Genomic DNA, 17,621 nt, shown 5'->3' with positions numbered 1-17,621 from the left:
CCGTGCACGACGGGCGGGCGCATCCGACGGATGCGCTCGCCCGCCGCACGTCCGCGGCGGACGCACGGGGCGCGGCGGGTGCGCTCGGCCCGGTATCGTCGCAGCACGTGAGCGAGAGTCTGTGGGATGCGACCGGCGACGAGCTGCTGCGGCGCACGGCGTCCTCCGATCCGACGCCCGGCGGCGGCTCCATCTCCGGCGTCTCCGCGTCGCTCGGCACCGCGCTCGTGCTCATGGCGATCGACGTGACGCTCGCGTCGCCGAGGACCGACGAGGACACGGCCGCGACGCTGCGCGAGGCGCGTGAGCGCGGCGAGGCCATCCTCGGCACGCTGCGCACCGCGGTCGACGCCGACGTCGAGGTCTTCGAGGCGCTCATGGCCGCGTATCGCATGCCGCGCGACGACGACGCGGAGCGCGCGGATCGCTCGGCCGCCATCCGCGTCGAGACGGTCGTCGCGACCGTCGCGCCGCTCGACGTCGCCGATGCCGCGCTCGAGGCCGTCGCGTTCTCGGTCGCGGTCGAGCCGCTCGTGAAGGCCGACGTGCGCAGCGACGTGCTCGCCGGCCGCGACCTGCTGCTGGGTGCCGCGCGCGCCGCCCTGCGCACCGCCGACGTCAACCTCGCGGGCCTCGACGGCGAGCCCGCGCTCCACGAGCGCAGGCAGCGCGCGTGGGACGCGATCCTCACCGCTCTGTGATCCAGGAGACCCCATGACCGCGACCGTCGTCGACCCCACCGAGGTCGCGCGCGCCTACCGCGACGAGGTGCGCGCCTCCGTCTCGGCGCTCGCCGAGCGCGGCCGCTCGCTGCGCATCGTCGGCATCCTCAGCCAGCAGGACGGCCCGGCCGCCACCTACGCCCGCCACGCGTCGCGTGCGTGCGAGGCCGTCGGCATCGCCATGGACGTGCAGCGCGTCGAGCCGAGCGGGGTCGAGGCGGCGATCGCGGCAGCGAACGCCGACGCCTCGGTCGACGGCATCTTCCTCTACTACCCGCTCCTCGGGTCCGCCCAGGACCGCTGGCTGCGCGAGCTCGTCGACCCGCGCAAGGACATCGAGGGCATGCACTCCTTCTGGAGCCGCCTGCTGTACGAGAACCGGCGCTTCGTCGACGACGCCGGCGCGCAGCGGGCGATCCTGCCGTGCACGCCGCTCGCGATCCTCAAGCTGCTGCAGCACGCCGGCATGCGCGGCGAGGGCTCGGAGGCGCCGCTCGAGGGCATCACGGCGTGCGTCGTGAACCGCTCGGACATCGTCGGCAGGCCGCTCGCGGCGATGCTCGCGAACGACGGCGCCCGCGTGCACTCGCTCGACGTGCACGGCTCGCTGCTGCTCGAGCCCGCGATCGGCCGCCACACGCACGACGTGCGCGACTCGACCGCGACGCGCGCCCAGGCGCTCGCCGAGGCGGACGTCGTGGTCTCGGCGGTGCCGTCGGCGTCGTTCGAGCCCATCACGGGCGCCGAGCTGAAGCCGGGCGCGCTGCTCGTCGACGTCGCGGAGCGCCGGAACTTCGACGACTCTGCGCTCGAGGTGGCCTCGGCGTTCGTGCCGCGCGTGGGCCCCCTCACCGTCACGATGGCGACGCGCAACCTCGTGCGGCTCGTCGAGACGCTGCGGGACTGACGCCCGCGCCGCAGGGCGGCACGTCGTACGGTGACCGGATGGACGATGCGCACCCGCAGCCCCCTGCCGCCGACGGAGGGCGACGACGCCCGGATGCGACGCAGCGCGCCGAGGCGCTGAAGGAGCGCATCTACGTCACGTTCACGTCGCTCGCCGTCGTGATCGCCGTCGAGCGGTCCGGCACGCACGCGAGCGTCGGCGGCGCCGCGACGACGCTCGTGCTCACCGTCCTCGGCACGCTGCTGGCCGTGCTCGTCTCGGACCTCCTCGCGCACATGGTGCGGGAGGAGGCGCTGCCCGACCGCGCCGAGATCCGCCACCTGCTGTGGGTGAGCCTCGGCTCGCTGAGCGTCGTGGTCCTGCCGCTCGTGCTGCTCGGCGCCGCGGCCCTCGGCCTCCTCGGGCTCGACGTCGCCCTGCGGACGATCTCGGTGGTGCTCGTCCTGACCCTCGTCCTCGTCACGCTGCTCGCGGTCCGCAGGCTGCGCGTCCGGCTTGGCGTGAAGGTGGGCGCCCTCGTCGGCATCGCCCTGCTCGGCGTCGCGGTGCTCGTCGTCGAGCTCGCGGTGCACTGAGCCCGCGTCAGGCGGGGCTGTCGACCAGTCCGACGAAGCGCACGCCGATGCCGTCGATCTCGGCGCGCACCGTGCCGGCGGCCGGGCGCGGCGCCTCGGACGGGTCGTGGCGGTCGCAGACGACGGCCATGAGCTCGGGCCACCACTTCTTGGGGCGCTCCCACTCGACGAGCCCGCACACGACGCACTCGAGGCGCACCCACACCGGGCGCCCGCCCGCGGGCCGGTTGGCGCGCGACTGCACGAGCCACGCGGGCGGATCCGTCTCGAGCGCTGCGACGGCATCCTCGGCGATGGAGGAGGGGATGCCGTGCCGCTGCGCCATCTCGAGCGGGATGTCGAGCCGGATGGCGGCCTGGCGTCGCGTGAGCATCCCTCCAGCGTAGGCGGGTGGGCAGCCGAGTCGCGCCCTGGCTAGGCGGCCGCCGCGGCTCGTGCCGCGACGAGGTCGGGGTGGTGGATCGCGGCGACGTCGGGGTGCGCGCGCAGCCGCGACTTGAGGGCGTTCTCGCCGTAGGTGGCGTGGATGCGGTTGCCCGGGTCGTCGGAGACGCCGCGCGCATCGGCGGCGAGCTCGGGCGGCAGCTCGAGCACGGGGATGCGCGCGTCGAGGGCCGGGTTCAGGAAGAAGGGGATCGAGATGCGGTCGCTGCCGGAGCGCGGCGAGACGACCCTGTGCCGCGTCGCGTGCAGGTAGCCGCCCGTCGCGTGCTCGAGCAGCTCGCCGACGTTCACGACGAACGCGCCCTCGATGGGCGGCGCATCCACCCACTCGCCGTCGATCTCGACCTGCAGGCCGTCCTTGCCGGGCTCGACCCACAGCAGCGTGAGCACGCCGGAGTCCTTGTGGGCGCCGACGCCGTGGCCCTTCCTGCTGGCGGAGGTGCCGGGGTATCGCACGATCTTGATGAGCGTCGAGGGCTCGGCGAACGCGGCGTCGAACACGTCGGCGGGTGCGCCGAGCGACTCGGCCCAGGCGGCGAGCAGTCGCTGCCCGACCTCGGTGAGCCGGTCGTGCCACTCGCGCACGACGATCTCGAGCTCCGGCAGCGCCGAGGGCCACAGGTTCGGCCCCTGGAGGCGCCAGTAGTCGGCGTCGTCGCGGTCGACGGCGGGCCGCTCGGGGCCGATGTCGATCTGCTCGCGCCAGTCGACGGCGCCCTCGGTGCGCTCGCCGCCGACGCGCGTGTAGCCGCGGAAGTGCGGGCTGCCGACGTTCTCGATCGCGAGCTTGTCGGCCTCGGGCAGCGCGAAGAACGCCCGGGCGAGCCCGTGGACGCGGCTCTGCAGGTCGGGATCGATGCCGTGGCCGACGAGGTACAGGAAGCCCTGGTCGCGCGTCGCCTCGCGCAGCCGGGTGCGAAAGGACGCGGCGGATGCCTCGCCGCGATCGAGGTCGGAGAGGTCGAGGACGGGGAGGTTCGCCATGGCAGGCACGGTAGCCCCGGCCGCCGACGCGGCGCGAGGCGGCGTCGTCACATGACGCGGCGTGCGTCCTCGTGTGACGCGGGGCGGGTGGTTCGGGGGTGATCGACCGGTCGCGTCCTGCGTGCGGTGGTGGTCGATCGGTCGCGTCCTGCGTGCGGTGGTGGTCGACCGGTCACGTTCTGCGTGCGGTGGTGGTCGACCGGTCACGTTCTGCGTGCGGTGGCGGTCGATCGGTCACGTTCTGCGGCCGACGCTCGCCGAATGGTCCAGATCTGGACCACTCGACCGTCGAGCGGTCCAGATCTGGACCGTTCGGCCGCACGTCGTGACCCCTCGGCGCAGATCGTGACCATTCGGCCACCGGGACGTCCGAGGACGCGGAGGATGGCTGCCCCACCCCGTGAGCGGTCGCATCCTGCGTCGAGAGGTCGCGTTCTGCGGCCCACGCCCGTCGAGCGGTCCAGATGTGGACCGATCGATCGCACTTCGTGACCGGTCGGCGCAGGACGTGACCGGTCGGCGCGGAACGTGACCAGTCGGCGCAGGCCGCACCTCCTCCCGCGGGAGGCACCGAACGCCTCCCGCAGGCGGACGCCGACCGGCGCATCGCTGGCCTACGCTGACGCCATGCCCGCGCGCCCGACGAGACTCGCGATCCTCGGCGCGGTCGCCGCGCTCGCGATCCCGGGCGCCATCGCCATCTGGCGCGCCACCGCGTCGGCGTGGCATCCCGGCGCCGCGTGGGCGCGCGAGCTCGGCGTCGCACCCGCGGGGTGGACGCTCGCGATCGGCCTCGCGGCGACGGTGCTCGGCGCCCTCGCCGTGCTCGCCGCCGATCGCTGGCCGCGCGCCGGCACCCTCGTCGCCGCAGTCGTGACGACGGCGGCGTGGATGCTCGTGTTCGTGCCGCTGCCGCCCGCCACGCTGCCGCTCGCCGTCGTCGTCGTGCTCGCAGCGCGCGCCGGCCGCGCCGGATGGGCGGCGGCGGGCATCGCCCTCTTCCTGGGCGCGGGCGTCACGGCCGTCGCCGTGCTCGAGGGCACGCGCGGCATGCTCGTCGCGACCGTCATGACGTCGATCGCCCTCGCGGCCGTGCTCGTCGTCGCCGTCGCCCGTCGCGCCCGCCGCGAGCAGGCTCGGCGTGCGCGCGAGCAGGCGGAGGAGCTGGCGCGCACGCGGCATGCGCGCGAGCGCGAGGACATGGCGCGCGAGCTGCACGACGTGCTCGCCCATTCGCTGTCGTCGATCTCGGTGCAGGCCGGCGTCGCCCTCCACCTCGCCGATCGGGAGCCCGCACGGGCGACGGAGGCGCTCGCGACCATCCGCGACACGAGCAGGCAGGCGCTCGACGACGTGCGGCACATGCTCGGCGTCCTCCGCGGCGAGGCGGAGGGTCCGCTCGTGCCCGAGGCGAGCCTCGACGCCCTGCCCGCGCTCGTCGAGGGCGCCGCCGGCATGGGCATCCATCCCGCCCTCGTCGACCGGCTCCATCCGCGGCCGTCGACCGCCATCCAGTCGGCGATCGTGCGCATCGTGCGCGAGGCGCTCACGAACGCCGCACGCCACGCGCCCGGCGCGCACGTCGCGATCGACGTCGAGCGGCAGCCCGAGGGCGTGACCGTCCGGGTCGTCGACGACGGCGCCGGCGCACGAACCCCCGCGCAGCCCACGGCACCGGCGGGCGCTGGCACGGGCATCGTCGGCATGCGCGAGCGGGTCGCGCTGCTCGGCGGCACGCTCGAGGCCGGCCCGACCGAGCGCGGCTTCGCCATCGTCGCGACGTTCCCGGAGGCATCGTGATCACCGTCGCCGTCGTCGACGACCAGGCCCTCATCCGCGCCGGCCTCCATGCCCTCGTCGACTCGGAGGACGACATGCGGGTCGTCGGCGAGGCGGCGACGGGGGAGGAGGCGGTCGCGCTCGTGCACGCCGAGCGGCCGGACGTCGTGCTCATGGACGTGCGCATGCCGGGCCGCGACGGGCTGTGGGCGACGCGGACGATCGTCGCCGACCCGGAGCTCGCCGGCACGCGCATCGTCGTCGTCACGACGTTCGAGCTCGACGAGCTCGTGGGGGAGGCGATCGTCGCCGGGGCGAGCGGCTTCGTCGTGAAGGATGCCGACCCCGTCGACCTGCTGCGCGCCGTCCGCGTCGTCGCCGCCGGCGACGCCCTCCTGAGCCCCGGCGTCACCCGGCGGCTGCTCGAGCGGGTCGCCCGCGGCATCCGCCCCGTCGACGACGCACCGCTCGCCGGGCTCACCGAGCGCGAGCGGGAGGTGCTCGCGCTCGTCGGCGAGGGGCTGTCGAACGAGGAGATCGCGCAGCGGCTCGTGCTGAGCCCCCTCACGACCAAGACGCACGTGTCGCGCATGATGGGCAAGCTCGGGGCCCGCGACCGCGTGCGGCTCGTCGTCCTCGCCTACGAGTCGGGGCTCGTGCGGCCCGGGTGGGCGCAGGGCTGACGCGAGCCTCCGCGGGGCCGACGCGAGCCTCCCGAGGGAGGCGGCGGATGCATCCCGCGGCCGGACGCGCTGGCGGCCTGCTCGGCGGGAGCCTTGCATCGCGGCCACGGTGGTCGCATCGAGGAGGACACCATGCTCACCACCATCACCCAGGTCGCGGCGTCGCTGCCGCAGGTCGGCCCGGCGGTCGCCGACGTCGCGACGCGCTTCGGCCCCGGCGGCCCCGGCGGCCTCTGGCCGTTCGCGATCCTCGGCCCCATCCTGTCGATCGCGCTCATCGTCACGCTCGTGCTGCTCTTCCGCCGCTCGATGCAGCGTCGACCGTTCGTGCACGCGGCGGCGGCGGGGGAGTCGGCGCTCGCGACCCGCTTCGCGAACGGCGACATCGACGAGACCGAGTACCGCGCGCGCCTGTCGGTGCTGCGCTCCGAGCGGGCCGCGCGCTAGGTCGAGACGGAGGCGGAGGTCGCGGCTGCTCGTGCGACGGCCCGTCGCACGAACCACAGCACGAACGCCGCCTCCGCCGGCGGCATGGCGTCGGGAGCCTCGAGCACGGGCACGAAGCGCCAGAAGGCGTCGTTCTCGATCGTCCCGACGGCGGCGCCGCCCACGCGCAGCTCGAAGGTGGTCGCGAGGAACGTCGACGTGCGGTGCACCTCGAAGACGCCGCTGGGCGCCCGCACCTCCCATCGCATGCGCCACATCGACAGGCTCGACGCGACGATGCGGTCGTCCCCGTCGAGGGAGGCCGCCCAGCCGCCGCCGAGCCCGTCCTTGCGGAACCGCCACGTCTGCCCCTCGAGGCGGACGTCGGCCCGGTCGCGCAGCCACTCCTGGTCGAACGTCGCGACGAGCCGTCCGTCCGCCGTCACGCCGTCGCCGGTCCACGCGAATCGCATGGCCGGACGCTACGCCGCCCGGCTGGACGCGAGCGGGGCGCGCTCGTCGCGGCATGCGCCGCCGCGTACCCTCGGGGGAGCGGATGGGGGATCGATGACGCAGCCACGCATGCCGGTTCGACGGGCGATCGCTCGCCTCTACTTCCGGGGCAGCCGGTGGACGCTCGTGCGCGAGGACCCCGCCGTCACGGGCTCCCGCATCATCCTCGGCGCCCCGCACACGTCGAACTGGGACTTCGTCCTCATGCTCGCCATCGCGTGGTCGCACGGCATCTCGCCGCGGTTCCTCGGCAAGCACCAGCTCTTCCAGGGACCGGGCGGATGGATCATGCGCAGGCTCGGCGGCATCCCCGTCGACCGCAGCGATCCGTCGCGCATCGTCGACGAGGTGATCGCGCTCATCGCGAGCGGCGAGGAGATCCAGCTCGTCGTGACGCCGGAGGGCACGCGAGGCGCAGGGACGCACTGGCGCAGCGGCTTCCACCGCATCGCCGTCGCGACCGGCCTGCCGGTCACGCTCGGCTACCCCGACATCACGACCGAGACGGCGGGCCTCGGCCCGACCCTGCGCATGACGGGCGACGTCACGACCGACATGGATGCCATCCGCGCGTTCTACGCCGACAAGGCGGGCGTGCGCCCCGAGCTGCGCACCGAGCCGCGCTTCCGCAGCGAGGACGACGACGTCGAGGACCGCCGAGCGGCCTGACGCGTCACGCGTCGGCGACGCGCGCGAACCTCGGCACGGCGACGCCGTCGCGCTCGACGGTCTCGGCGAACATCGCGAGCGGTCGCACCCAATGCGAGCGGTCGCCGTACAGCTGCCGGTAGACGACGAGCCACTCCTCGGTCTCGGAGTGCCGAGCGAGCGCGAGCACCTCGTAGCGGGCACCCTTGTGGTGCTCGTAGATGCCGGGCGTGACGTCGTCGCTCATGGCTCGCATCCTGTCGATCCTGCGACGAGGGCGAAGGCGCGGGCGTCGCGGCGGGCATGGAAGAACCCCCGCGATGTAGAAGCTACGCGGGGGTTCAGCAGCGGTGTAATCTCCGCTGCGTGGCTCCGACGGGCGTCGATCCCGTGACCTCACGATTTTCAGTCGTGCGCTCTACCAACTGAGCTACAGAGCCCTAGGTCGGGCGGTGAGACCGGCCGTACCTAGCGTGAACCCCTCGCTCTCGCGAGGGGCCGCACCGCGACCCTGACGGGACTTGAACCCGCGACCTCCGCCGTGACAGGGCGGCGCGCTAACCAAACTGCGCTACAGGGCCTTGCATCATCGACCAGCGTGACCCCAACGGGATTCGAACCCGTGCTGTCGCCGTGAAAGGGCGATGTCCTAGGCCGCTAAACGATGGGGCCATGGGTTGATGACTCATGGCTACCGAGGGATGACTCTACCCACACCGAGCGGGCGGGTGCAAACCGAGCGGCGGATGCCCGTCGTGTGGCGTGTCGCGGCCGTGCCCCGCCGCGCCGCCCGCCGGCGCGGATCCTTGACTCTCAAGTGATGGTTGATAGTCTGCTGCAGCCCGCACCATCCCCCATCCCCGTGGCGAGGTCCCCCACATGCACAGCACCACGCAGTCGAGGCGTGGCCGCACGCGACTGAGGCTCGCCCTCGTCGCAGGCGCGACGCTCGCCGCGCTCGCCGCGACGATCGTCACGCCCGGCAGCCCGGCGCAGGCCGAGGATGCATGGGGCTTCCCGACGTGGAGCGAGGTCGAGGCCGCTCGTGGCGACGTCGCCGCGCAGCAGTCGCAGATCGCCGAGATCCGCGACCTCATCTCGCGGCTCGAGACCGAGCAGGCCGCCGCGGAGGAGGTCGCGAACCAGCGGGCGCAGGAGGCCGCGGCCGCCCAGGAGCGCTTCGACGAGGCCGCCTTCACCGCCACGCAGCTCGAGGAGCAGGCGGGCGCCGCGCTGCGCGTCGCCGACCAGTCGCAGCGCGCCGCATCGCAGCTCGCGGCCCAGCTCGCCCGCACGGGCGGCGCCGGCGACCTGAGCGTCGAGCTGTTCGCGAACCCGGGCAGCGCCGACGAGTGGCTCTACCGCCTGAGCCTGCTCGACACGGCCGCGTCCTCCGCCGACACGCTCTACACGCAGGCGCAGCAGGATGCGAACACCGCGCAGTCGCTGCAGGACCAGGCCGCGGTCGCCCGCGACGAGCGCGCGCGCCTCAGCGAGGAGGCGAGCGCCGCGCTCGACGCGGCGACGGAGGCCGCCGCGGAGGCCGCTGCAGCCGTCGATCGCACGAACGCGCACAAGGCCGAGCTCGAGGCGCAGCTGAGCGTGCTCGAGGAGAACCGCGCCGCGACCGAGGCCGACTACAACGCGGGCCAGGAGTGGTACGCCTACCTCGCCGAGCAGGAGCGCCTGCGCCAGGAGGAGGAGGCCCGCCAGCGTGCGGCTGCGGCCGAGGCCGCAGCGGCCCAGGCGGCTGCCGCTGCGGCGGCGGCTGCGGCTGCGGCACCCCAGGGCGGTGGCGGCGGCGGCGGTGGCGGCGCCAGCAGCGGCGGCGGTGGCGGCAGCGGCGGCTACGCCGGCCCGGGCGTCTCCGGCAGCGGCTGGACCTCGCCCCACTACGGCCGCATCTCGTCGGGCTTCGGCTGGCGCACCGACCCCGTGACCGGGTCGTTCTCGAAGCTCCACGCGGGGCTCGACATCGTCGCCGGCTGCGGCACCCCGATCTACGCCGCGGCAGGCGGCACGGTCGCCGTGCGCGGTCAGGACACCTACGGCGCCAACATGATCTGGATCGACCACGGCGGCGGCGTGCAGACGCGGTACTACCACATGGCCGCGCCGTCCCCGCTGGGCTACGGCCAGTCCGTCGCCGCCGGCCAGGTCGTCGGCTACGAGGGCTCTACCGGCTGGTCGACCGGCTGCCACCTGCACTTCGAGATCCGCGTCGGCGGCGTCGCGCAGGATCCCCTCGCCTTCCTGCGGGCCAGGGGCGCGAACCTCTAGCGCCACCCCTGCGGACGCGAGGAGGGCGGCGCATCCGATGGATGCGCCGCCCTCCCGGCGTTCGTGGGTCGCGTCAGTCGACGTCGCGGCCCGGCTGCGGGGCGTCGACCGAGCCGTCGCCCTTCGCGTGGTCGGACGACTCGAAGGCCTCGAAGCCTGCGCGCACGGTGGCCTCGGCCGCCTCGGCGCCCTCCCAGCCGCCGAGCTTCGCCCACTTGCCGGGCTCGAGGTCCTTGTAGTGCGTGAAGAAGTGCTCGATCTCGTTCCGCAGCTGCTCGGGCACGTCGTCGATGTCCTGGATGTGGGCCCAGCGCGGGTCCTTGTCGAGGACGCAGATGACCTTGGTGTCGATGCCGCCGTCGTCCTCCATGTTCAGCTGGCCGACGGGGCGGACCTTGACGAACACCCCCGGCGGCACCGGGTACTCGAGCAGCACGAGCGCGTCGACGGGGTCGCCGTCGAGGCCGAGCGTGGCGTCGAAGAAGCCGTAGTCGGTGGGGTAGACGAAGGTCGTGAAGAGCACGCGATCGAGGTAGACGCGCCCCGACTCGTGGTCGACCTCGTACTTGTTGCGGCTCCCCTTGGGGATCTCGATGACGACGTCGTAGGCCACCCGTGCTCCTGTCTCGTGTGTTGCGATCGGCAATAGGATCATGGCATGCCCACTCCCGACGACCGCCGTCCCAGGCTCACGCCCGCGGTCGCCGACACGCGGCGTGCGGTGCGCGAGTCGCTCGCCGGCATCGACGAGGGATCGCTCGTGCTCGTGGCGCTCTCGGGCGGGCCCGACTCGCTCGCGCTCGCCGCGGCGACGGCGTTCGAGGGGCCCCGTGCGGGCCTGCGCGTCGGCGGGGTCGTCGTCGACCACGGGCTGCAGGATGCGTCGGCGGAGGTCGCAGAGGCCGCGGCGCAGCAGGGGCGCGACCTCGGGCTCGATCCCGTGCTCGTGCGCCGCGTCACGGTCGACGGCCACGGCGGGCCGGAGGCGGCGGCCCGGCAGGCGCGGTACGCGGCGCTGCTGAAGGCGCGGGCCGAGCTGGATGCGGCGGCGGTGCTCCTCGGCCACACGCTCGACGACCAGGCCGAGACGGTGCTCATCGGCCTCGCCCGCGGCTCGGGCCCCGAGAGCCTGTGGGGCATGCACCCCGCGATCGGCTTCCTGCGCCGCCCGTTCCTCTCGGTCCGCCGCGCGGACACGAAGGCCGCGTGCGACGACCAGGGCCTCGACGCCTGGAGCGACCCGCACAACCACGACGACCGCTTCCTGCGTGCACGCGTCCGCGACCGCGTGCTGCCGATCCTCGACCAGGAGCTCGGCGGCGGCGTCGTCGAGGCGCTCACGCGCACGGCCGACCAGCTGCGCGAGGACGCGGAGGCGCTCGCGCACTTCGCGCAGGAGCAGATCCACGACCTCGCGGAGCACGCGGAGGGCGGGCTGTCGCTGCATGCCGGCGCGCTCGCGGCGAATCCGCCGGCGCTGCGCCAGCGCATCATCCGCCTCGCGGTGCAGAGCGAGTTCCACGTGTCGCTCTCGCGCCAGCAGACCCTCGAGGTGTCGCGGCTCGTCACCGACTGGCACGGCCAGGGGCCCATCCACCTGCCCGGCATCCGCGTCGCGCGCGACGGCTCGCTGCTGCTCTTCACGGCGGCCTGACGCCATCGCGAGCCCACTGCTCGCGACGTCGTAACGCTTCCATCACGACTCGGCACGGATGGAGCGCGCGTCCAGCCCGCCGCCGCATCGTGGAGGTGCGGCCGCACGGGCCGCACGGGCACCCCGACCGCACGTGCGACCACGGGGCGATGCCGGACATGACGGGGTGGGTGGCACGCCGCGCACCCGCTCCGCCGACGACGACAGGACCTCGCATGACCCGCCCCGCATCCGCCATCGGCGCACCCGCCGCGGTCGCCGTCGCGCTCCTGCTGCTGACCGGCTGCGCCGCGGGCGATGCGGGCTCCGAGGCCTCGAGCTCGAGCGCCCCGTCGGCGTCCCCGAGCCCGTCTGCCTCCTCGAGCGACGAGCCGGCCGCGGTCGACACGAGCGACTGGCTCGAGTACGCGACGCACGACGGCGACATGACCTACCGGTACCCGGCCGACTGGACGCTCGAGAGCGAGTCGGAGCTCTTCGAGCCCGACGGCTCGTACTCGCGATGGATGGACTCGGCGACCCTGACGGCACCGAACGGCCAGACGCTGCTGCGCTCGAGCGACTTCGTCGACATCGGCGGCATGTGCGAGGGCCCCTCGACCGGAGAGGTCCTCGGCAGCGAGCCGATCGACGTCGCGCCCCTCGTCGAGGGCGAGGGAGAGGACGAGCAGGTGATCGCCACCGTCGCCCTCGATGGCGATCCCATGGTCCTCTCGATCGGCATCACCGCAGCGGCGAACCTGGGCGACGGCGAGCTCGCGTGCCCGTTCTACAACGTCTTCGGCACGAGCGACGGCGGCGTCTCGATGGGCACGCACCTGCAGGTCTCGAACGACGACCCGCTCTGGAACGTCGACTCGGTCGACGACGCCCGCGCCTACATGGAGACCGACGAGTACGCGACGATCCTCGAGATCCTCCGATCGGTGCGGACCTCGTGAACGCCGGTCGCGCAGGTGGCCGCACGAGGCGCGCAGCAGCCCTGCGCGGCATGGTGGTCGCCGCGGCCGCGACGGCCGCGCTCGCCGGGTGCGGCCCCGCGGCCGAGCCCGCCTCCTCCAGCCCCGCGCCGAGCGCGGAGCCGAGCCCGAGCGCGTCCCCGAGCGCACCGAGCATCGAGCCGTCCGCCGAGCCGTCGGCCGAGCCGTCGCAGCCCGCCGATCCCACGGCCGACTGGTCTCGCGAGGACCTCGGCTGGGCGAGCATCCCGCTGCCGGATGGGTGGACGCTCGAGCCGCGCGACGACGCCGAGTGGATGGTCGTCAGCGACCGCGGTCTCGACATGGTGTCGGTCTTCCGCGTCCCCGAGGGGCAGTACGCGCAGGACTTCACCTGCCAGCCCGAGGACCTCCCGACGTTCGAGGCGGCGGAGGTCCTGCCGTACGCGGGGGCCGAGGGCGCCACCGCCGAGGCGTGGACGGCAGCGGGCGAGCAGGTCGTCGTCGCCACGACCATCCGGTTCGAGGACCGCGTCGACGTGCCGGACGCCTTCGTCGTCGGCATGGGCGTCACGCTCGCCGCGCTCGCCTCGGCCGAGTCGTGCGAGCCGTTCTTCGCCGTCTACCCCGCCGACGACGTGCCGACGGGCATCCTCGTCGTCGCGGATCCGGTGGGCGGGCTCGACTTCGGCTCCCGCGAGCAGGCCCTCGCGTACCTCGACACCGACGAGCACCAGACCCTCACGGACCTGCTGCTCGGCATCCGCATCCGCTGACCCCCACGCCTCGAGAGGCCATCATGCTGCGCATCCGCCCGGTCGCGATCCCGCTGCTCGTCGTCGCGTCCCTGGCGCTCGCGGCCTGCGCCACCGGCACGACCGAGGCCGACTCGGCAGCGAGTCCGTCGCCGAGCGCATCCCCCGAGTCCTCGCCCTCGCCCTCCGCCTCGACCGAGCCGACCCCCTCGCCCTCGTCGGAGCCCTGGCAGCGCGTCGAGGCGCCCGACGGCGCGACCTGGACGATGCCGAGCGACTGGACGGCCACCGACACGACCAGCGAGAACGAGGTCGGGACCGTCGTGGGCATGGACGTGCAGGACGAGACCGGTGCGACGGTGCTCTCGTACTTCCACGACCTCGGGGGCCTCGGCGGCATCGGCGGCGCGTGCAGCACGCAGCACCCGCAGGAGGTGCTGGCGGCGACGCCCTCCGACGCCGGGCTCTCGTCGCCCGACGGCGTGGGGTTCTCGGACGCCGCCTACGCCATCGAGCAGCCGGCCGGCGGCGTCGTGCTGACCATCGGCGTCCTCCCCGACTCGGCGCTCGACGCGCAGCCCAACTGCCTCGTCTACAACGTCGGCTCACACCCGGACGGGGGCATGACGTCGTTCGCGACGGCGTTCTCGAGCGGCGTGCCCGCGGAGGGCGGCGACCAGCAGGGGACTGCCTGGTCGTTCCCGACGTTCGACGACGCGCAGGCGTACGTCGACTCCGACGAGGGCCAGACACTCCTGCTCGTGGCCGCCTCGCTCAGCCTCGTCGGCTGACGCGACCGCCCCGCATCCGTCGGGCGTGACGCCGAGCGCCTACGGTGGGCGCATGACTCGCATCCTCGGCGTCGTGCTCGGCGTGATCCTCATCGCGGCCGGCAGCCTCTTCTTCCTCCAGGGGATCGGCCTCGTCGCCGGCTCCTCCATGACCGGCACGACCACCTGGACGGTGCTCGGGCCGCTCATCGCGATCCTCGGTCTCGTGGTGCTGCTCGTGACGCTTCGCCGCACGCGCCGCAGGTAGGTTGGAGGCCCGAGTCGAACCACGAGCGCCAGGAGCGACGCACATGGACCTCAAGGACATCGAGCAGGACCTCGCAGGCGTCCTCCACACCGAGGAGGAGCTGCACGCGCGCCTCGAGGAGCTCGCACGTGAGATCGAGCGCGACTACGAGGGGCGGTCGATCCTGCTCGTCGGCGTGCTGCGCGGTGCCGTCATGGTCATGGCCGACCTCTCGCGAGCGCTCCGACGCGACGTGGAGATGGACTGGATGGCCGTGTCGTCGTACGGCTCGGGCACGACCTCGAGCGGCGTCGTCCGCATCCTCAAGGACCTCGACACCGACCTGACGGATCGCGACGTGCTCATCGTCGAGGACATCATCGACTCGGGCCTCACCCTGTCGTGGCTGCAGGCGAACCTCCGCTCGCGCGGTGCGGCATCCGTCGAGATCTGCACGATGCTGCGCAAGCCCGACGCACTCAAGGTCGAGGTCGACGTGCGCTACTGCGGCTTCGACATCCCCAACGACTTCGTCATCGGCTACGGCCTCGACTACGCGGAGCGCTACCGCAACCTGCGCGGCGTCGCGGTGCTCGCGCCGCACGTGTACGCGTCCGCCGACGACTGATCGGCTCCCGGAGGGCACGCAGGCGGCGGGCGTAGCCTCGGCGGCGACGCGAGGAGGCGCATGCTCACCGATCACCTGCGCGACGGGCTGTTCGAGCTCGGATGGTTCGGGCTGATGACGTTCGTGTGGCTCGGCTGGGCCCAGGAGGCGCCGCCCAGGCGCGCTCGTCCCTGGCTCGGCATCGGCAGCGGGCTCGGCATGCTCGTCTCGGTCGCGGGCTTCGTGCTCTTCGTCGCGAACCGGGATGCGCCGACGGCGCTCGAGGGCCGCTACGCCTGGTTCGGCGTGCTCGTCGGCACGGAGGTCGTCGCGGCGGGCGTCGCATGCCTCGTGCTGTGGCGGCTCGGTCGCGTCCGCTGGTTCGCCGTCGCGGTCGCCGCCGTCGTCGCCGCCCACTTCGTGCCGCTCGCGGTCATGCTCGAGGATGCGGGGCTCGCGGTGCTCGGCGTCGTGCAGCTCGGCGCGATCGCCGTCGCCGGCGTGCTCGCGCATCGCCGCGGGTGGGCCCCGAGCCTCCCCGTCGGCGTCGCGATGGGATCGACGCTGCTCATCGGGGCCCTCGTCGCCGGCATCGGCGCCCTGGCACGCCTCTGAGGGCCCCCGCCATCCATCGCCCGCCCACAGCGAACAGTGCAGGGAGGCCCTGCGGCGCGCCGGTAGCCTGATGGGCACCGTCGCGACGCAAGGACTCCGTTGAACCTCAAGAAGCTCGTACGCGGCCCCATCCCGTGGGTCGTGCTCGCACTCGTCATCGGCGTCATCGCCTTCCAGCTGATCGCGGTGCCGACGTTCCGCGAGATCCGCACCGACCAGGGGCTCGATCTCATCGAGTCCGGCGCGGTGCAGGAGGCCGAGATCATCGACGGCGAGCAGCGCGTCACGCTCGTGCTCTCCGACGTCGACGACGACCTCGGCACCGATCGCGTGCAGTTCTACTACGTCGCGCAGCGCGGCGAGTCGGTCGTGCAGGCCATCACCGAGGCGGCGCCGTCCGACGGCTTCGACGACCAGGTGCCGCAGAGCAGCTGGCTCGTCGGCCTGCTGAGCATCCTGCTGCCCGTGCTGCTGCTCGGCGTGCTCTTCTACTTCATCATGACGCGCATGGCCGGCGGTGGCCGCGGCGTCATGCAGTTCGGCAAGTCGAAGGCCCAGATGGTCTCGAAGGACATGCCGCAGGTGAAGTTCACCGACGTCGCCGGCGCCGACGAGGCCGTCGAGGAGCTCAGCGAGATCAAGGAGTTCCTCGAGGAGCCCGCGAAGTTCCAGGCCGTCGGCGCCAAGATCCCGAAGGGCGTGCTGCTGTACGGCCCTCCCGGCACGGGCAAGACCCTGCTGGCGCGGGCCGTCGCGGGCGAGGCCGGCGTGCCGTTCTACTCGATCTCCGGCTCCGACTTCGTCGAGATGTTCGTCGGCGTCGGCGCGAGCCGCGTGCGCGACCTCTTCGAGCAGGCCAAGCAGAACGCCCCGGCGATCATCTTCATCGACGAGATCGACGCCGTCGGGCGGCACCGCGGCGCCGGCATGGGTGGCGGGCACGACGAGCGCGAGCAGACGCTCAACCAGATGCTCGTCGAGATGGACGGCTTCGACGTCAAGGCGAACGTCATCCTCATCGCCGCGACGAACCGTCCGGACATCCTCGACCCCGCGCTGCTGCGCCCCGGTCGCTTCGACCGGCAGATCGGCGTCGACGCCCCCGACATGCGCGGTCGCGAGACCATCCTGCGCGTGCACGCCAAGGGCAAGCCGATGGCCGACGACGTCGACCTGATGGTGCTCGCGCGCAAGACGCCCGGCTTCACGGGTGCCGACCTCGCGAACGTGCTCAACGAGGCGGCGCTGCTCACCGCCCGCACGAACCAGAAGCACCTCACGAACGAGTCGCTCGACGAGGCCGTGGACCGCGTCATGGCCGGCCCGCAGCGGCGCACCCGCGTCATGAACGACAAGGAGCGCCTCATCACGGCGTACCACGAGGGCGGCCACGCCCTCGCGGCGGCGGCGATGAACCACTCCGATCCCGTCACGAAGGTGACGATCCTGCCGCGCGGCCGCGCCCTCGGCTACACGATGGTCATGCCGATCAACGACAAGTACTCCGTGACGCGCAACGAGCTCCTCGACCAGCTCACGTACGCCATGGGCGGCCGCGTCGCCGAGGAGATCGTCTTCCACGACCCCACGACGGGTGCGTCGAACGACATCGAGAAGGCCACGGGCATCGCGCGCAAGATGGTCACCGAGTACGGCATGACGGCGTCGCTCGGCGCCGTGAAGCTGGGCGCCGGCAGCGGCGAGGTCTTCATGGGCCGCGACATGGGCCACGGGCGCGACTACTCGGAGGACGTCGCCCGCGAGGTCGACGGCGCCGTGCGCGCGCTCATCGAGCAGGCCCACGACGAGGCGTGGACGGTGCTGAACGCCAACCGCGTCGTGCTCGACCGACTCGCGACCGACCTCATGGAGAAGGAGACGCTCGACCACCTCCAGCTGGCCGAGATCTTCGCCGACGTGCAGAAGCTCACGCCGCGCAGCCAGTGGCTCTCGAGCGACGCCCGCCCCGTGAGCGACCAGCCGCCCATCTCGCTGCCCGTCTCGCAGCAGGTCGACGAGGCGGTCGACGTCGACGTCGAGACGCCCACCCCGGAAGGCGCGAGCGGAGCCTGAC

Annotated in this window: 21 protein-coding genes and 3 tRNA genes; 16 read left to right on the top strand and 8 right to left on the bottom strand. The window is 73.4% G+C overall.

Annotation, left to right across the window (positions count from 1 at the left end; genetic code table 11):
* The first annotated feature begins 107 nt into the window (after nucleotides 1–107).
* The 3 genes from ABD249_RS12725 to ABD249_RS12715 are packed head-to-tail and all read left to right on the top strand — an operon-like array spanning nucleotide 108 to nucleotide 2,204.
* Nucleotides 108–701, top strand: coding sequence for a cyclodeaminase/cyclohydrolase family protein (locus ABD249_RS12725; RefSeq protein WP_344344140.1), 594 nt, complete (start codon nucleotides 108–110; stop codon nucleotides 699–701).
* Between the two features lie 13 nt (nucleotides 702–714).
* Nucleotides 715–1,629, top strand: a complete 915-nt coding sequence (locus ABD249_RS12720) for a bifunctional methylenetetrahydrofolate dehydrogenase/methenyltetrahydrofolate cyclohydrolase (RefSeq protein ID WP_344344138.1) — start codon at nucleotides 715–717, stop codon at nucleotides 1,627–1,629.
* 38 nt (nucleotides 1,630–1,667) lie between these two features.
* Complete coding sequence (locus ABD249_RS12715; RefSeq protein WP_344344136.1) at nucleotides 1,668–2,204, top strand: hypothetical protein; 537 nt, start codon at nucleotides 1,668–1,670, stop codon at nucleotides 2,202–2,204.
* A gap of 7 nt (nucleotides 2,205–2,211) precedes the next feature.
* Here the strand turns inward: ABD249_RS12715 and ABD249_RS12710 are convergent, their stop codons facing one another.
* Nucleotides 2,212–2,577, bottom strand: coding sequence for a hypothetical protein (locus ABD249_RS12710; RefSeq protein WP_344344134.1), 366 nt, complete (start codon nucleotides 2,575–2,577; stop codon nucleotides 2,212–2,214).
* A gap of 41 nt (nucleotides 2,578–2,618) precedes the next feature.
* Nucleotides 2,619–3,632, bottom strand: coding sequence for an isopenicillin N synthase family dioxygenase (locus tag ABD249_RS12705; RefSeq protein WP_344344132.1), 1,014 nt, complete (start codon nucleotides 3,630–3,632; stop codon nucleotides 2,619–2,621).
* A gap of 627 nt (nucleotides 3,633–4,259) precedes the next feature.
* On the opposite strand from ABD249_RS12705, the gene ABD249_RS12700 reads away from it, so the two are divergent.
* The 3 genes from ABD249_RS12700 to ABD249_RS12690 all read left to right on the top strand — a co-directional run bounded on the left by ABD249_RS12700 (nucleotide 4,260) and on the right by ABD249_RS12690 (nucleotide 6,541).
* Entirely contained in the window at nucleotides 4,260–5,432 is a 1,173-nt protein-coding gene (locus ABD249_RS12700; protein WP_344344130.1) for a sensor histidine kinase, read from the top strand.
* On the top strand, nucleotides 5,429–6,094 hold the full coding sequence (locus ABD249_RS12695; protein WP_344344128.1) for a response regulator: 666 nt from the start codon (nucleotides 5,429–5,431) through the stop codon (nucleotides 6,092–6,094). Before ABD249_RS12700 ends, ABD249_RS12695 begins: the two co-directional genes overlap by 4 nt.
* Nucleotides 6,095–6,226: 132 nt before the next feature.
* On the top strand, nucleotides 6,227–6,541 hold the full coding sequence (locus ABD249_RS12690) for an SHOCT domain-containing protein (RefSeq protein ID WP_344344126.1): 315 nt from the start codon (nucleotides 6,227–6,229) through the stop codon (nucleotides 6,539–6,541).
* On the opposite strand, the gene ABD249_RS12685 is transcribed toward ABD249_RS12690, so the two are convergent.
* Nucleotides 6,538–6,993 (bottom strand): hypothetical protein, encoded by a 456-nt coding sequence (locus ABD249_RS12685; RefSeq protein ID WP_344344124.1) that lies wholly within the window; start codon nucleotides 6,991–6,993, stop codon nucleotides 6,538–6,540. The two genes, ABD249_RS12690 and ABD249_RS12685, sit on opposite strands and share 4 nt — an antisense overlap.
* Nucleotides 6,994–7,102: 109 nt before the next feature.
* Between ABD249_RS12685 and ABD249_RS12680 the strand changes: the two genes are divergently transcribed.
* On the top strand, nucleotides 7,103–7,702 hold the full coding sequence (locus ABD249_RS12680; RefSeq protein ID WP_344344122.1) for a 1-acyl-sn-glycerol-3-phosphate acyltransferase: 600 nt from the start codon (nucleotides 7,103–7,105) through the stop codon (nucleotides 7,700–7,702).
* Between the two features lie 4 nt (nucleotides 7,703–7,706).
* Here ABD249_RS12680 and ABD249_RS12675 read toward each other — a convergent pair whose 3' ends face one another.
* The 4 genes from ABD249_RS12675 to ABD249_RS12660 all read right to left on the bottom strand — a co-directional run bounded on the left by ABD249_RS12675 (nucleotide 7,707) and on the right by ABD249_RS12660 (nucleotide 8,353).
* On the bottom strand, nucleotides 7,707–7,928 hold the full coding sequence (locus ABD249_RS12675; protein ID WP_344344120.1) for a DUF1653 domain-containing protein: 222 nt from the start codon (nucleotides 7,926–7,928) through the stop codon (nucleotides 7,707–7,709).
* Nucleotides 7,929–8,048: 120 nt separating this feature from the next.
* Nucleotides 8,049–8,121 (bottom strand) — tRNA-Phe (locus tag ABD249_RS12670).
* 66 nt (nucleotides 8,122–8,187) lie between these two features.
* A tRNA-Asp gene (locus tag ABD249_RS12665) sits at nucleotides 8,188–8,262 on the bottom strand.
* Nucleotides 8,263–8,280: 18 nt separating this feature from the next.
* Nucleotides 8,281–8,353: transfer RNA gene (locus ABD249_RS12660), tRNA-Glu, on the bottom strand.
* A 207-nt stretch (nucleotides 8,354–8,560) separates the two neighbouring features.
* On the opposite strand from ABD249_RS12660, the gene ABD249_RS12655 reads away from it, so the two are divergent.
* Nucleotides 8,561–9,961 (top strand): peptidoglycan DD-metalloendopeptidase family protein, encoded by a 1,401-nt coding sequence (locus ABD249_RS12655; RefSeq protein ID WP_344344118.1) that lies wholly within the window; start codon nucleotides 8,561–8,563, stop codon nucleotides 9,959–9,961.
* A gap of 73 nt (nucleotides 9,962–10,034) precedes the next feature.
* Here the strand turns inward: ABD249_RS12655 and ABD249_RS12650 are convergent, their stop codons facing one another.
* A complete protein-coding gene (locus ABD249_RS12650; RefSeq protein WP_344344116.1) occupies nucleotides 10,035–10,574 on the bottom strand; it encodes an inorganic diphosphatase in 540 nt (179 codons plus the stop codon).
* Between the two features lie 45 nt (nucleotides 10,575–10,619).
* On the opposite strand from ABD249_RS12650, the gene tilS reads away from it, so the two are divergent.
* The 8 genes from tilS (at nucleotide 10,620) to ftsH (ending at nucleotide 17,620) form a co-directional block, all read left to right on the top strand.
* The gene (gene tilS / locus ABD249_RS12645) at nucleotides 10,620–11,615 is read left to right on the top strand and encodes a tRNA lysidine(34) synthetase TilS (protein WP_344344114.1); all 996 of its coding nucleotides are present in this window, start codon (nucleotides 10,620–10,622) and stop codon (nucleotides 11,613–11,615) included.
* Between the two features lie 215 nt (nucleotides 11,616–11,830).
* A complete protein-coding gene (locus ABD249_RS12640; protein ID WP_344344112.1) occupies nucleotides 11,831–12,556 on the top strand; it encodes a hypothetical protein in 726 nt (241 codons plus the stop codon).
* 50 nt (nucleotides 12,557–12,606) lie between these two features.
* On the top strand, nucleotides 12,607–13,329 hold the full coding sequence (locus ABD249_RS12635; RefSeq protein WP_344344110.1) for a hypothetical protein: 723 nt from the start codon (nucleotides 12,607–12,609) through the stop codon (nucleotides 13,327–13,329).
* Nucleotides 13,330–13,352: 23 nt separating this feature from the next.
* Nucleotides 13,353–14,099 carry a hypothetical protein gene (locus ABD249_RS12630; RefSeq protein ID WP_344344108.1) on the top strand — a complete coding sequence of 249 codons (747 nt, stop codon included), beginning with the start codon at nucleotides 13,353–13,355 and terminating at the stop codon, nucleotides 14,097–14,099.
* 52 nt (nucleotides 14,100–14,151) lie between these two features.
* Nucleotides 14,152–14,346 carry a hypothetical protein gene (locus tag ABD249_RS12625; protein ID WP_344344106.1) on the top strand — a complete coding sequence of 65 codons (195 nt, stop codon included), beginning with the start codon at nucleotides 14,152–14,154 and terminating at the stop codon, nucleotides 14,344–14,346.
* A 43-nt stretch (nucleotides 14,347–14,389) separates the two neighbouring features.
* A complete protein-coding gene (gene hpt / locus ABD249_RS12620; protein WP_344344104.1) occupies nucleotides 14,390–14,953 on the top strand; it encodes a hypoxanthine phosphoribosyltransferase in 564 nt (187 codons plus the stop codon).
* Between the two features lie 60 nt (nucleotides 14,954–15,013).
* Complete coding sequence (locus ABD249_RS12615) at nucleotides 15,014–15,547, top strand: hypothetical protein (protein WP_344344102.1); 534 nt, start codon at nucleotides 15,014–15,016, stop codon at nucleotides 15,545–15,547.
* A 99-nt stretch (nucleotides 15,548–15,646) separates the two neighbouring features.
* Entirely contained in the window at nucleotides 15,647–17,620 is a 1,974-nt protein-coding gene (ftsH, locus tag ABD249_RS12610) for an ATP-dependent zinc metalloprotease FtsH (RefSeq protein WP_344344100.1), read from the top strand.
* The last annotated feature ends 1 nt before the right edge of the window (nucleotide 17,621 follow it).

It is taken from the genome of Agrococcus versicolor (genome assembly GCF_039531815.1).
Classification (GTDB): Bacteria; Actinomycetota; Actinomycetes; order Actinomycetales; family Microbacteriaceae; genus Agrococcus; species Agrococcus versicolor.
The sequence above is the reverse complement of the archived record's forward strand: the minus strand, read 5'-3'. Positions and strand labels throughout refer to the sequence as shown.